The sequence below is a fragment of the Schlesneria sphaerica genome, assembly GCF_044336245.1.
Lineage (GTDB): Bacteria > Planctomycetota > Planctomycetia > Planctomycetales > Planctomycetaceae > Schlesneria > Schlesneria sphaerica.
Genome location: NZ_CP172346.1, coordinates 4589294 through 4603664 on the forward strand (window position 1 = coordinate 4589294; position 14371 = coordinate 4603664).

A 14371-nucleotide genomic window follows, 5' to 3' on the forward strand; every position below is an offset into this window, starting at 1 on the left:
ACGTCGCGAGGAGTGCTTGCCCTGTAGGCCGGCACTTCTCGTCGTTTTGCGTTGCGCCGCCAATGTACCACGCCGTCATTGAAAGAGAGGTTCTGACCTATGTTGGACGTTTGGCAGTATAACGCTCGCTGCTTGCGTGAGATTTGTTGTGCAGGAATGGTTCTGACGCTACTCATCACATCCGGTTGTGGCGGCGGTTCGAAACGGGAATATGCGACGATCGCGGGGACGGTCAGCATCGGTGACGAACCGATTCCGGGTGGACGTGTGATCTTCGACCACGTCGAAGGGCCGATTGCGTCGGCAAACATCGATGAAGAAGGGAATTACAAAGCGCGCGTCGTGGTCGGCCTGCAGAAGATCGCGATCGACTATCACGATGACCCCGATGAGAAAGAGGTCGGAGGATCCGTGACCGGGATCCGTACCGAAGAAATTGTTCCGGGAAAGAGTCTCGTTCCGAAGAAGTATACCGCTTCCAAGACGAGCGGATTGGAATTTGAAGTTCTCTCTGGTGAAAATATTTACGACATACGGCTGAACAATAAATAGTTTCACCGAGAAGAGGGGGTGCTTTGTGCGGGATTGCGGGATACGCATCGCTGCGGGCATGGGGTGGCTCTTGGCCTGTTCTGTAACGGGAGGATGCGGTTCCGGCGATGCGTCGACCCCGGCATCTTCCCAGGCGACTTCCGTCGCTGCCGCGGTGACACCACGGCCCGAACTGGAAGTGGTCGTACCAGCCGTCTCATCAGAAACCAGTTCCAGTAACCTGGAACTGATTTTGATTCAGCCGGGAAAATTCCTGATGGGGTCGTCCGAAGGTGATAACCGGTCGCAACCACAAGAGCACCCCATCCACATTGTCGAGATTAAGGCTCCGTTTTATCTGGGGAAGTACGAGGTCACTCAGGATCAGTACCGGTCCGTCATGGGAAAGAATCCCAGCTGGTTTAGTGCCGAAGGGACCGGAAAGAAAGAAGTCGAGGGCATCGACACCAGCCAGTTCCCGGTGGAATCTCTTTCCTGGTACGAAGCGCTCGAGTATCTGAATGGTCTCAGTCGAGTCGAGGGTTTACCCCCTTACTACACGCTCGAGGAGATCGAACTGCGGGAATATCCTCGCGAGAACATCGAAGAACCGAAGCTGGCGATTGCTTCAGCGAAGGTGACGATTAACGGAGGGCCGGGCTATCGGTTGCCGACCGAAGAAGAGTGGGAGTATGCCTGCCGCGCCGGTACCGAAACCGCCTGGTGCTTTGGGGATACCGATGCGGCCCTGGATGAATACGCTGTCACGGGCTATCTCAACTCGGGACAACGTGCCCACGAGAAGGGAGAGCGCAAACCCAATCCCCTGGGTTTGTTCGATATTCACGGAAACGTGGCGGAATTCTGTTCCAATGCCTATAGCGAAGAGGCCTACCGCACGTCGCAAGAGACGGATGAGTCCGTTCCGGCGACGCACCGGGTGATCCGCGGAGGGTCCTGGTTCAACGGCCCGCTGCTGGCCCGTTGCGCCGCTCGCAATGGCGAACCCGTCGGCTTCCCGAAAAACTATGTCGGGTTGCGAGTCGCGCGGAGTGTCGCCGAGGTTCCCACGGGAACCGAGTAGCTCTCGTCAATTGCTGCTGCTTGATTGTTGCGATCTATGAGTGCACTATGCTGGACCGGAATCGATGACGGGTTTCACGATCGACTGGTCCCTGACTGCTCACTCCCTGTTTCTTATGACTGCCAGCGAATTCCACCTCGCCAATTAGCACCACCCGGCAGGTGTGGTCGACCATGGGACGCGACTTGCGGCCCGAATGCATCCCGACAAAGTGATTCACTGTGATCAGGACACAAACATGCTGAGTAATCGAAGATCTTGGGGATTCTCTCAATCTCGGACAGCGACGTTTCAGGTTTGTCAGGGGGCGCTGATGAATTGCGTTCTCGGTATTTTCCTGCTGGCGATCAGCGCGATGGCTGGGTCAGACGTCACGGCAGCAGAAGGTGCGAAGGGAGACGCCGCCGCGACCGAGTGGAAGGCGGGGGTCGCACGGACCGTCATTACTCCCAAGACTGCGGTCTGGCTGGCGGGGTACGGGTCCAAACGTGCACCTGACGGTAAGCTGCACGATCTGTGGATGAAGGCCGTGGCACTGGAAGACACGAAGGGGAATCGTGCCGTGCTGATTACCAGTGATTTTCAGGGGGTGCCGAAAATCATGAGTGATATCGTGTTCCAGCGGGTCAAAGAGAAATATGACCTTGATCGTAAGCAGATCATGTTCACCTTCTCTCACAATCATTGCGGGCCTCGTCTGGGCGATGATCTTGTTGATTACTACATCGTCGACCCTGAGCAGGTCAAACTTGTTGACGAGTACACGGCCGAGATGGTCACCGCGACGGTGGATCTGGTGGGTGAAGCACTGGCAAACCTTGCTCCGGCAACCCTGAAGATGGGGGAAGGGCACGCGACGTTTGCCGTGAACCGCCGAAACAATCGTGAAGCCGACGTGGCCAATATGCTGGAAAAGGGGATCCCTCTGCTGGGGCCCGTCGATCATTCGGTCCCGATTCTCACGGTCACGCGACCCGATGGAATGCTGGAGGCCGTGCTGTTCGGCTATGCCTGCCATCCGACGACTCTCAGCTTCATGACCTGGTGCGGGGACTATCCCGGCTTTGCACAAGTCGAGATTGAAAAGAATCATCCCGGTACGACAGCCATGTTCGTCAACACGTGCGGGGGGGATCAGAACCCCTTGCCCCGACGTACGGTCCAGCTTTGTGAAAAGTATGGTCACATGCTGGCCGTCGGCGTGGAAGAGGCACTCGTGCAACCGCTGACGACGGTATCGGGAGGGTTGCGGACAGCCTTTGAACTGGTCGAGCTCCCCTATCTGAAGACGGTCACCCGGGAAGACCTCAACAAGTTCGCGGCCGAGAATCACGAGATTCGAGCGCGGTGGGCCCGTCGAATGCTCGCCAAGCTTGACGCAGGGGAAACCTTCTCAAATTCCTACCCGTACCCGGTCCATGCCTGGCAATTAGGGAAAGAGATGCTGGTGATCGGTCAAGGGGCTGAGACGGTTGTTGACTATGCTCTGAGATTCAAGCACGAGTACGGGCCCGGAACGTGGGTCTGTGGTTATACCGACGACATGATCTCGTACATCCCTTCGCGCCGGGTCTGGGAAGAAGGGGGTTACGAAGGGGGATCCAGTCTGTACGAGTACGGTCGTCCCGCCCTTCGCTGGGCAGGCGATGTGGAAGATCGAATTGCCGCTTCGGTTAAGAAACTGGTCGAACAAGTACGGGATTAACGAACTATGCAATGCGCTCCGAAGTGGTTTGTCCGTTGTTTGCTGACGGCCGGAATGACGCTACTGGCGGGCTTTAACCCTCTGTGCGGGGAAGAATCGGACTTCAGCGGAGAACTTCCCAGTATTCCCGGTAAATCTCCCGACGAATCTCTGAAGGCGATCCGGTTGAAGGGGGGCTTCCACGCTGAACTTGTTGCCGCGGAGCCGCTGATCCGATCGCCCATGGGAATGACGTTTGACGAATACGGTCGGGCGTTCGTCGTTGAGTTGCCCGAGTACAACCAGTACGCCAGTCCTGCTCCCCACGGAAAAGGCTCCATCCGGCGACTGGTCGATACCGACGGGGACGGTCGATTCGATCAGGCGACCGTTTACGTCGATGACCTGGACTATCCGACGGCCGTGGCGTGCTGGAATGGGGGGATTCTGGTGGGGGTTGCACCCGATATCCTGTTCTGCAAGGACACCGATGGAGACGGAATAGCAGATATTCAGCAGAGGCTGTTCACTGGCTTCGGGCAGGATAAAGCGGGTGAAGGGATGTTCAACTCCTTTCAGTGGCGTTTCGATAATCGGTTTCATATTCCGACAGGACTGGATGGTGGCGAGATCGTTGCCGTAGCGGATCCTTCTCAGGCGGATCAGAAAATCGATAAGCCGATCAATGTGCGCGGCCAGCACCTGCTGCTGGAACCACGGCAGATGACGCTTACCGCAACCAGCGGCGGTGGTCAGCACGGGATGAGTCTCGATCGCTGGCAACTGCGGGGATTTGTCTGTGGCAACAGCGAACCGGTGCACATGATTATGTACGACGGACGATATCTGTCGCGTAATCCTTATCTGCAGGCTCCGGCTGCAGCGATCAATATCGCACCCGAGGGGAAGTTCACGAAACTGATGCGAATCAGTCCCGTCGAACCATGGCGAATTCTGCGGACCCGCTTGCGGAGTCAGGGAGCCATCCCGGGTTCTGACGAGGGTGGCAGCGCATCGGGATTCTTTACCGGCGCAACGGGCATCACGTCCTATCAGGGAGATGCCTGGCCGAATGAATTTCTGGACAATGTCTTCGTAGGGGAAGTCGCGAATAACCTCGTCTATCGAGCTCGACTGGAACCCGCCGGAGTCGGTCTGACCGCACACCGCGCGGATGCCGAGGCTGAATTTCTCGCGTCGTCGGATAACTGGTTTCGACCAGTTCAGTTTGCCAACGCGCCCGACGGGACGCTGTATGTGATCGATATGTACCGTCAGCTGATTGAAGGGGCGGCGTTTCTCGCACCCCAGATCCTGAAGCATATGGATACGAGTGCAGGAGCCAATCAGGGACGTATCTATCGGATCGCTCCGGATGGTTTTCAGCCGAAGCCGGTAGCTCGTCTCGGCGATCTGCCGACGGTCGAACTGGTCAAATTGCTGGAACACACGAACGGGTGGCACAGGCTGACGGCATCGCGACTGATCTATGAACGTCAGGACTCGGCTGCAATCGCACCGCTGAACGCCATGGCAAAGTCGTCGTCATCACCCCTCGCACGGATTATGGCGCTGTACTCGCTTCAGGGATTGTCGGCTCTAGAACCGTCGCTTGTTATTTCTGAACTGCGGTCAGACGACCCTCGTGCACGGCAGCACGCTCTCAGGCTGGCTGAATCGTTCGTTGATCGACCCGATGTCGCCGAAGCGGTGGTCGCGGTTGCCCAGGACAATGAACTGAGCGTTCGTTACCAGGCGGCCTTCACACTTGGGGCATTTCCCGCTCAGGCCGCGACGACAGCCCTGAGTCAACTGGCACTTAAGGATGGTGCAGACGCGTGGATGCAACTCGCAATCCTCAGTTCCGTAGGGGATCGTCGGGGCGAGTTCTTCACGCAGTTGCTGAAGAACCCGCAGACCCGGCAGGAACCACAGATTCGAAAGCTGCTGGTAATCCTCGCCGAGCAGATGGGGGCCGCCAACTCCAAGACGGAACTGACGCAGTTCCTGAAAGAATTGAATTCGTTATCCGAATCTCCGGCAGATCATTCTCTCGCGGTTGAGCTTGTGCGAAATGTGGTCAACAAGCACTCCTCGCTGGGAGAGCTACTTGATGGAACTGCGGGTGGAAAAGTTCACTCCATCCTGGCCACCATGGCGGACGAGGCTGAGGCGACCGCTCAGAACGAATCTCAGGCCACGGATGCACGGGTCAACGCAATCCGAACACTGGGGGTGATGCCCTTTGATCGCGTTCAGGCCACGCTTGCCAATTTGATTACACCTCGCGAGCCGCAGCCGATTCAGGCGGCTGCACTGGAGACGCTTTCACGGTATGACAGTGATAACGTCGCAGCCATGATGATCGATGTCTGGAAATCTCAGACACCACCGCTGCGTGCCACGTCGGTTGAAACGCTCTTCTCGCGACCTCAATGGATTGGACAATTTCTGGACGCCGTCAGTGACAATCGGATTGCGACCGCGGAACTCGATCCCGCCAGGATCGCTCTGCTCAAGAAGCATCAGGATGCAAAAATTCGTGAGCGAGCTGAAAAGCTGTTCGCCGGGGCGACGATCGACCGCCGTGCGGATGTCGTAGCCGCCTATCAGTCATCACTGGAAAAAGCGGGCGACGTCGAACGAGGCCGCGCTCTGTTCCGCAAGACTTGTGCGGCCTGCCACAAGCTGGAGGGAGTTGGCGAGTCGATCGGGGCGGATCTGAATGCGATCAAAGACCGGGGCATGGCGGCGGTGATGCTGAATATTCTCGATCCGAACCGCGAAGTTAAGCCGCAGTTCTTTACGTATGTCGTGGCTTTGGAAAGTGGTCGTACGGTCACCGGTATGATCGCCGCCGAGACGGCAAACAGCCTGACACTCAGAAAGTCGGATAACACCACCGAGACAATTCTGCGGGTGGATATCGAAGAGATCGTCAGTACGGGACTTTCGTTTATGCCGGAAGGTCTGGAGAAGCAACTCGATGTCGCGGCGATGGCGGACTTGTTGGCCTACCTCAACGCCTCGAAGTAGTTGATTTCCGCGCGATTGAAGTACGAGCGGGCTTGCCTGGGATCTGACTCTCACCGAATGGTGAGAGTCAGATCGCTTCTGTCCAGTAAACAACGACATCGTCCAACGCGACCGTCCTCTGGCGGGGATCTGATTTTCTCTCCCTCCCTCGTTCGTTCCCGACTCTTTGCTGCGGGGCAGGTATTGGCGTCATCCCGATTCCTTCATGGAGCGGGTTGGCGGTAGGGTTTCTTCTGGCGGTAGAGTTCCCGGCGTCTTTTCAGCTCGTCCCCCAGACTTGGTTGCTGAGGCGGAATTTTCTCTAACGCTTCTGTCGCTGCCGAGACCGCTTCATCGAATCGTTCCGATTCTGCGTAAGCGGCAGCCAGCAGGTCCAGGGAATCGGCGGATTGACGCTGGGAACCCGCGCATGCCTGTTCTGCCAGTTTGAGTCCCTCGGCCGCATTTCTCCATTGCGAGTCGGGGTGCGAAGCTCGGATCCAGCCGAGCGACAGCAGCGTAGGAATATGGTCAGGTGCCAGCTTCAGTGACTGCTCGAACTCGTTGATGGCGTCGGCCATTCGTCCCCGCTGCTGATGAATCAGTCCCAGGTTTCGTCGGCAGAGCAGGTTGTCGGGGGCCAATTCGAGAGCTCGGCGGAATTGCTGCTCGGCCGCTTCGGTCTCACCCCGGCGAGCATCCAGAATCCCTCGATTCACGATGGCCGTCAGCGATTCGGGATTGATCGCCAGGGCCGCATCGTAATGTTTGGCCGCTCCATCATGGTCTCCCAGTTCCACCAGCAGATCGCCCCACGCACGATGGGCTTCGTCAAATTCGGGGTCAAGTTTGACCGCTTTGGCAAACAGTTCGAGTGCCTGCGGCCAGCCTCCGTTCTCGACTGCGAGCTGGGCCAGGTGAAAGGGGGGCGCCGGGGATTTGGGGTCGGCTGTCTGAGCCCGATGGTAGTTCGAGATGGCCTCATCAATTCGGCCGTGAACAGCGTCGGCCGCCGCCAGATTCATCAGGGCACTGAAGTCATCAGGGTCGATCTTCAGCACATTCTGATAGCATTCGATCGCTTCATCCCACTTCTGCTGCTGCGCCAGACAGATACCCAGGTTTCCCATTGCTTTCAGGTAACGAGGGTTCGTCTCAACGATCTGCCGAAGTGACGTTTCGGCCGCTTTCAGGTCACCATGTTCTAACAACTCAATCGCCTCGGAGAGCTGGTTGTAGAGTGGCAACATGTCTTTCACGTCGATCTCTGACGGGGGGCCGTGGGAGGTGCGTCCGGAAAGGCCGCCGGTATAGCCCAGGCTCGCCAGGGTCTTCCGTTCCTTCGCAGAAAGCTCGGCGGGGTTCACTTCGCGTATTCGCAGTCTGTCTTCGATCGCCATCAGCCGCTGTTCAAGATCATTCACGATGTCCGGCTGCGACTCGGCCAGGTTTGTCAGTTCGTCCGGGTCATCCGAGATCCTGTAGAGTTCTGCTTTGGGAGATCGGATGTACTTCCATTCGCTTGTCGTCAGACTGCGCAGGGGAGCCCAGCCATTATCCAGGAAGGGCTCGTCGGTCATCGAAAAGCAGTCTCGGGGACTGACCGGTTCCCCGCGCCACAGGCCCGCCAGACTCTGGCCGCTGAGCGGTTTAGGGATGGGAAGTCGTAACAGATCGAGCATCGTCGGCATCAGATCCACCAGCGGGACCGGCTGTGTGACGCGAACGGGAGGCGGGGGGGCGGTGGGGAACGGGGATGAGGGGGGAGGGACGATGATCAGCGGGACATGCAGCGTGGAGCGATACAGCAGATAGCCGTGCGTGGGTTCCTGATGTTCGTTCAATCCTTCACCGTGGTCACCGACGATCACAATGCAGGTGTTGTCAGTCAGTTTTTCCTCTCGCAGGAATTTCGTGATCCTGGCAATCTGTCGATCGACGAACCCAATTTCGCCATCGTAGAGTCGTTCCTGGAACTTGTCGCCGAACAGGACTTCATGGGGCTGATAGGGGAAGTGTGGGTCATACAAGTGGATCCAGCAGTGAAATTTTTCCTGCTTGTGGCTCGCCAGCCACTTGAGTGCCGAATCGACGACAACAGAGCCACTTCGCTCACGGTGCAGAACGTCATGCGGCCGTACGGTACCACTCAGGTCATCGTCATAGGTTTCAAACCCCTGATTGAGGCCGAAACGCGAGTCGAGCACGAATGACGCAACGAAGGCCCCGGTGGCGTAGCCCGCACGAGAGAGCACCTCCGCGAAGGTCTCGATCTCGTCCGGCAATCGGCCCTTTCCGTTGGTGATCAGGCCATGTTCAGGAGGATGAAGCCCGGTGAACATGGTGGAATGCGAGGTCAGCGTGAGTGGGGCCGGGGCATACGCTCGCTCGAAAAGGACGCCTCGGCTGGCCAGTTCATCGATCATCGGCGTATGGACGTCTTCCGCACCATAGCAGCCAAGATGATCGGCACGGGTTGTGTCGAGCGTGATGACGATCACGTTCCACGGCTGGCGAGGTTCTAAGAAGAAAACAGACCAACCGATTGCCACAGCAAGAGCGACCCCGATGAGCGTGATCCAGAGCGGTATTCGACGTTGTGGTTGCACGACGATTGCCTTCATTGTCGATCCAGGGAGGTCCTTGGGGGCGGAGTCAGGTCTGTCTGAACGATCCCGGTTCGACTTTTCGGGGGTTTTCGGGGGTTTGCGGGGCGCTTGCGGCAGTTGCCGTCCGTCTAACCGGGCGGGGTCAATGCGGGAGAGGCTAGTGCGAGGTGAGGTCCATCTGGCAGACGGCCCATTGTCCGAAGTTCTCTTCGACCTCAACTCTCAGAGTTTCGAGATTCTTGCCTCCCGGGTGATTCAGGAAGACTTCCTTCAACCGAAGTGCCAGCCAGTGCCCAATCAGTTCGGCCGTCGTGTTGGCGACGGGTAACAGGACACAATCTTCCAGCGGGAAGACCCAGCGGCGCTCCGCAAAGGTCGCGGTTACCTCGCGATCGGTGGTCGTGACGTGGATCGCCTCGTGCTGCGTCGGTAAAAGAACATGATGGTCAAGCTCATTGACCAGCTTCTGTGTGGCGTCTCTCAGCGCGATAAAGTCGAACACATAGTGGTTCTCGTCCAGTGGCCCGGCAACTTCGACGGCGACTCGCCAGTTGTGTCCATGCAGACGTTCGCAGATGTTTCCGTTGAACGTGATGAAGTGCGCGGCACTGAAGACGAGGTGGTCTTTCGTCACACGCACGTGATATCGCTCGGTTGTCATATCGTCGTCTCGGCAGTAGCAGTCAGAATCAGGTTTGCCCGGTCAGTGATCGCGGACCGGGGCGGAGATGGGATCAGACCATCTCGCACGGCGGCAAACAAGGCCGCAGCCACCAGATCGGCCGTCGTTCCCGGATTTCGGCGATGCCCATCGGCACGCAGCCAGCAATCCAGTTCTGCCAGCCGCGACCGGTCGGGAAGCGACGAACCGACCGCAGTGGTCAGAACGGCAGCGGCTCGCGTGGCGGATTCCCGGGCGATGTCCCAGCCACATTTGCGGGCAATCAGCGTGTCGGGCCATTCGGCCATCATCCAGACATGCAGCAGGACGACGGCCTGTTCCCAGTCGGTCGTGGTTAAGAACAGATCAGCCAGCTTTCGGCGTGCTGCAAACACCAGCCGGTAGTTGGTGCAGTACTGCTCTGCGATGCGGTCTCGATCGACGGCCAGGTGCATTGCCTCCCGCAACGTGACCGTGGGTTGCTCGCGAATGTCCTGGGACGAGGCTTCGCCCATTCCCCCCGGCAGAGCCAGTCGGATCGCCGCGTAGACCTCCCCGGCATCTTCCGTAGTCGTATCGTCCAGGACGGCGCCGATTCCCTCTTCCAGTGGGACGTCGTGGGGAACGGCGACGAGCGGAGCCAGCAGCAGGATGATTCCCAGGTTCACGTTCGTGCCCGTCGCATCGCGCGTGGCTCTGACGGCGTTGAAAATTGCTGCTCCCAAACGAGGAGGAACGGGGGATGAGGTACGAACGCTCCCGCCCGGACCGACGTCAGTAGTGTCTGCAGAAGAGGGGGCCAGGGCGGCGAGCGGTGCTGCTACCGCTTTTGCCGCACAAACAAAATCGTTGTAGGTCAGGTCGCTGAATGCCGCCGCGGGATGGACGTTGCCAGGCTTGCGGGCGGTGGCTTCCATCAGGCAGGCGATCTCAATCTGTTCCGCTAGCGTCACGAAGTGATCCCGCTCCAATCAGTCCATGTTCTGAAACCATCCTCATTCCCCCCCGGTTCCCTCAGCCCTGTGGGCCGTCTCTGGTAGCGGTCACCGCAGGAACCTCACCCCAACTCCCCGCGACGGGATGGAGCTTCCTGGTCCGGTGCGCTCGGGGAGTGCAGGTCATCATCCGCCAAGTTTGGACGGGCCGAGGCAGACGTCGTATCATGCTCGCAACGGTGTCGCAGGTCCAATCATTTCGCAAAATTGAAAGTTGCCCAAACCTTGTCCTCATTTGAACAGACGCAATTTGACCTGACTGGCCGAGCTGCCTTGGTGACGGGAGCAGGGGGCGGCATCGGCCAGGCTGCCGCCATCACACTGGCACAAGCGGGGGCGATGGTCGGGATTCATTACAACACCGATGCGAAAGGGGCTCATGAAACACTGGCCGAGATTGAAAAGGCCGGTGGTCGCGGCGTGTTGCTGCAGGGAGGCCTGACGTCGGAAGTCGACGCCAATCGCGTGGTGGATCACTTCGTATCGCAAACCGGTCGGCTGGACATTCTGTTCAACAATGCCGGTAATCCCCTCTCACGATCTTCCATCGAGCAATGTCCGACCGATCTCTGGATGCAGGCTTTTCAGGTCAATGTCCACTCCGCGTTCCTGATCACACGCCGTGCGATACCGCACCTGAGAAAAAGTGCGGGACACGCAAGTATTATTAACAACCTTTCCCTGTCTGTGCAGACGGGGGGATCAGGGGGTGCAGGTCCATACGCCGCGGCAAAAGGTGCGTTACAGGTCTTTACGCGAACGTTGTCGAGAGAGCTGGCTCCGGATGTCCGAGCGAATTGCATCATGCCGGGTGTTGTCGAAACGCGTCATCATGAAATCTTCACGACGCCAGAGAAGATGGAAGATTATCGTCGGCAGACACCGCTGGGACGGAACTCTCAGTCGAGTGAAATTGCCCAGGCGGTTCTGTTCCTGGCGTCGGATGCGTCGAGCTTCATGACAGGTGGCGTGATCGACCTCAATGGGGGACGATTCTTGCGCTGAACGGGTGCAGCCGGGGTTTCGGGGCCAAAATTCCGAACGGGCACCCTGCAAGACGCAGAGGGGATGATCTACGCTCCCCGGTTGGAAATGGAACCTGACCCGCCAGCGAGATCATCAGGATAGGTCAGGTCGAATTGGAAAGGTCTGTCATGCGAATCTGGGTGGATGGCGATGCCTGCCCTGCAGTCATCAAAGAAATTGTGTTCCGTGCGGCGAATCGGATCCGGATTCCGCTGACGGTGGTGGCGAATCAACCAATGAGGCTTCCACGTTCGGAGTTCATCAGTCAATTGACGGTTCCCGCCGGACTGAATGTTGCGGATCAGCAGATTGTTGAACTACTGAATCCGGGTGATCTGGTGATCACGGCGGACATCCCGCTCGCGGCGTACGTCGTCGAGAAAGGGGGAACCGCTCTGGACCCGCGTGGCCATCTCTATACGGAAGAGAATATTGGCGAGCGACTGGCGATGCGAAACCTGCTGGATGGCCTGCGAGGTGAAGGAGTTGTGGGAGGCGGTCCTGCCCCGTTCGGGGGAAATGATCGGCAGGCATTTGCCAATCAGCTCGACCGCATTCTCGCTAAACGACGACCTGTGTAACCGGCGGACAGGACGTGATCCTGAATCCGCCAGGTCGCGTTCGTTCACGGTTCCTGCTGGAATTCGTCCGCGAACGGATCGAGCGGTTCGGCGTCTTCAGGCTCGAGTTCACGAGGGGGATTGACTGCGGCGGGACTGATGTCGTCCGTCTCTTCCGACGTCTGATGCACAGCACGTTCGACTTGCGGATCTTCTTTCGGAGAAAAGCTCGCCTGTACGACCGTCTGGGGGCCGCGGGCCTTGCCGTTCGCCAGTTGTGTTCGCAGCGTTTGCCGCAATGCCAGACGCTGCGACTCTTCGGGTCCCGCGATCAGCATGATGTCGTCCACGATATAGCGATCGTACTCATGCCGCAGCGTGACCTTGGCTCCGTACTTCTGGTCCCCAAAGTTGACAACCACTTCCTTGTCGCCGAACGCCATCGATTTGACAGGGGCCTGAAGGAATGTGTCTGCTGACATGCCCGAGTTCGGCACAAAGTCCGACTGACTCCAGACCATGCGGTTGAAGTCGTTGGTGCAGTTGCCCCTGATCAAGTCCAGTGCCTGCTCCTGCTGCTCGGCGTTGCGGCCGAGTGTGATTCCGGCAGCAAAGTCTTGAATCGGAATCAGGATTTCCAGCGTTGATTTCACGGATGCGGGAACCCCCGTGACCTGCCACTGCACGTCGTCCACCAGGAACTTTCCGCGTTCGTCTCGCAGCAGGTAGGTGTAGGGGCGGCCACCCTGGCGGACTTCGATTTTCGTGAGCGCTCCCTGGAAGGTTGCGGAAACGTATTCAACTTCAGGCGAATCGAATCCTTCGAGCGGCATCGACGGGACGGTTGCTTCCGACATTTTGTCCCAGACACGGCTGGAGAAGTCGCGAGTGGAACAGTGCTTGATCTGATCGAGTTTACGATGGGACAGAGCATCGACGAACACTTCCAGCATCCCCTGAGCGGTGAACAGGGCGGAAAGTCGTTTTTCCTGCTTGGTATCCACTTCGTAGATGGTGACGTCAGAGACAACGTAAGCGGGAAGTGCATCCGAGGTGATGTCGGGTTCACGCTGCATGTCGATCTGAATGAACTCCGCTTCGCTGCGAAGTGTGAAGTCGGCGCGGTTACCACGCAGCCGGACCTGAAGTTCGTGTTCGGGCAAGTGCGGATCGGGGAGCCGGGCCTGCGACAGATCGGCGAACGACAAGCTTCCCTGGAAGAAGTCGTTTTCGCAGAGAGTTTCCAGCCTGGTTTTATCGTCCGCCTGGTATGCGGCGAGGAATCCGACACACCGATTCACGGCATGAGCGAGGTTCAGCACGGAGGGAAGTTTTTCTTCTTCGTCCTTACACAAAATGGCGATGTCGGCGACCTGCCATTTTCCTTTCCGCAGCTCCATCGAGAGCACGGTCTCTCCGGATTTCCGGGGAAGTCTGACGACGGCCAGTTTTTCGTCCATTGATGCCGACGGGCGGAATTTTCCACTGGCTGGTTTGTTCGACGTGACCTGACGTGTCACCTGGGCCAGGAAGGGAGGAGGCAGTTCTTCGAGTGCCGTCCGCAGCTTCGGCGTGGCGACGGAGAGAACCTGCTCGCGGTCACCATGGTTCCAGGCATCCAGGAATTCGCGTACGGTGAGCAGCAGGTCCATCTGCTCGGTCACCGACTTGTACGCTTCAATTCCTTTTTTCTTCTGCTTGAGGTAGATGTCATCGATGACCCACTTACCCGAGTCATCGAGTGTCAATTCGTAGAAGACTTCTTTCTTGTCTTCGCCCACCTGGACGGTGACTCGCTTTTTGGTTTCAGAAACCTTTTCGACGTTCATGATCGACGTCTTGCCATCGGGGATGCGCAAGATCTTAATATCTTCCAACGCCGTCGCAGTGCGCAGCGCTCGCTTATTGAAGTCATCAGACGAGGCGACCTTCAAACCTTCGAGGTTTTGTGCCTCGAGATTTTTGGCGAACGTCGTGATGGCTCGGTTCTCAATCATATGGGCGCAGCCAGCCCCGGCAACGCTCAGGGCGAGACCGACTGACCACACAACGGAGCGAACAGCTCGGGACATGCGTGCCATCCTTGGCTGAGTTGGCGCAAAGGTCGCGCGGACTCAAAAGTCTGACAAAAACGGAAATGGGAAAATGGGAGGACAGGCTTCTCTCAGATTCCAGATTTCAGGTCAATATCACGTATCCGCCCTGA

Annotated in this window: 10 protein-coding genes; 6 read left to right on the forward strand and 4 right to left on the reverse strand. The window is 58.0% G+C overall.

The window, feature by feature from the left end; all coding sequences use genetic code 11:
* The first annotated feature begins 99 nt into the window (after positions 1-99).
* From ACGY09_RS16695 to ACGY09_RS16710, 4 genes are all read left to right on the forward strand, one after another.
* Positions 100-552 carry a hypothetical protein gene (locus tag ACGY09_RS16695; protein WP_397568618.1) on the forward strand — a complete coding sequence of 151 codons (453 nt, stop codon included), beginning with the start codon at positions 100-102 and terminating at the stop codon, positions 550-552.
* A 70-nt stretch (positions 553-622) separates the two neighbouring features.
* The gene (locus ACGY09_RS16700) at positions 623-1615 is read left to right on the forward strand and encodes a formylglycine-generating enzyme family protein (protein WP_397568619.1); all 993 of its coding nucleotides are present in this window, start codon (positions 623-625) and stop codon (positions 1613-1615) included.
* A 313-nt stretch (positions 1616-1928) separates the two neighbouring features.
* Complete coding sequence (locus ACGY09_RS16705) at positions 1929-3320, forward strand: neutral/alkaline non-lysosomal ceramidase N-terminal domain-containing protein (RefSeq protein ID WP_397568620.1); 1392 nt, start codon at positions 1929-1931, stop codon at positions 3318-3320.
* 6 nt (positions 3321-3326) lie between these two features.
* Entirely contained in the window at positions 3327-6335 is a 3009-nt protein-coding gene (locus ACGY09_RS16710) for a PVC-type heme-binding CxxCH protein (protein ID WP_397568621.1), read from the forward strand.
* Positions 6336-6538: 203 nt separating this feature from the next.
* Here ACGY09_RS16710 and ACGY09_RS16715 read toward each other — a convergent pair whose 3' ends face one another.
* The 3 genes from ACGY09_RS16715 to ACGY09_RS16725 form a co-directional block, all read right to left on the reverse strand.
* Complete coding sequence (locus ACGY09_RS16715; RefSeq protein ID WP_397568622.1) at positions 6539-8938, reverse strand: sulfatase-like hydrolase/transferase; 2400 nt, start codon at positions 8936-8938, stop codon at positions 6539-6541.
* Between the two features lie 142 nt (positions 8939-9080).
* On the reverse strand, positions 9081-9584 hold the full coding sequence (locus tag ACGY09_RS16720) for a 6-pyruvoyl tetrahydropterin synthase family protein (protein ID WP_373649094.1): 504 nt from the start codon (positions 9582-9584) through the stop codon (positions 9081-9083).
* Positions 9581-10537 (reverse strand): triphosphoribosyl-dephospho-CoA synthase, encoded by a 957-nt coding sequence (locus tag ACGY09_RS16725; RefSeq protein ID WP_397568623.1) that lies wholly within the window; start codon positions 10535-10537, stop codon positions 9581-9583. The genes ACGY09_RS16720 and ACGY09_RS16725 overlap by 4 nt, the downstream gene beginning before the upstream one ends.
* Positions 10538-10804: 267 nt before the next feature.
* Between ACGY09_RS16725 and ACGY09_RS16730 the strand changes: the two genes are divergently transcribed.
* Positions 10805-11584, forward strand: a complete 780-nt coding sequence (locus tag ACGY09_RS16730; protein ID WP_397568624.1) for an SDR family NAD(P)-dependent oxidoreductase — start codon at positions 10805-10807, stop codon at positions 11582-11584.
* 149 nt (positions 11585-11733) lie between these two features.
* Positions 11734-12186: a YaiI/YqxD family protein gene (locus ACGY09_RS16735; protein WP_373649091.1), complete on the forward strand. Its 453-nt coding sequence runs from the start codon at positions 11734-11736 to the stop codon at positions 12184-12186.
* Between the two features lie 44 nt (positions 12187-12230).
* Here ACGY09_RS16735 and ACGY09_RS16740 read toward each other — a convergent pair whose 3' ends face one another.
* On the reverse strand, positions 12231-14237 hold the full coding sequence (locus ACGY09_RS16740; protein WP_397568625.1) for a hypothetical protein: 2007 nt from the start codon (positions 14235-14237) through the stop codon (positions 12231-12233).
* Positions 14238-14371: the final 134 nt, after the last annotated feature.

Excerpts from the sequence above, each read along its gene's own strand:
- ACGY09_RS16695 (WP_397568618.1), top strand. The coding sequence starts at position 100 with ATGTTGGACGTTTGGCAGTATAACGCTCGCTGCTTGCGTGAGATTTGT.
- ACGY09_RS16705 (WP_397568620.1), top strand. The coding sequence starts at position 1,929 with ATGAATTGCGTTCTCGGTATTTTCCTGCTGGCGATCAGCGCGATGGCT.
- ACGY09_RS16710 (WP_397568621.1), top strand. The coding sequence starts at position 3,327 with ATGCAATGCGCTCCGAAGTGGTTTGTCCGTTGTTTGCTGACGGCCGGA.
- ACGY09_RS16715 (WP_397568622.1), bottom strand. The coding sequence starts at position 8,938 with ATGAAGGCAATCGTCGTGCAACCACAACGTCGAATACCGCTCTGGATC.
- ACGY09_RS16720 (WP_373649094.1), bottom strand. The coding sequence starts at position 9,584 with ATGACAACCGAGCGATATCACGTGCGTGTGACGAAAGACCACCTCGTC.
- ACGY09_RS16735 (WP_373649091.1), top strand. The coding sequence starts at position 11,734 with ATGCGAATCTGGGTGGATGGCGATGCCTGCCCTGCAGTCATCAAAGAA.
- ACGY09_RS16740 (WP_397568625.1), bottom strand. The coding sequence starts at position 14,237 with ATGTCCCGAGCTGTTCGCTCCGTTGTGTGGTCAGTCGGTCTCGCCCTG.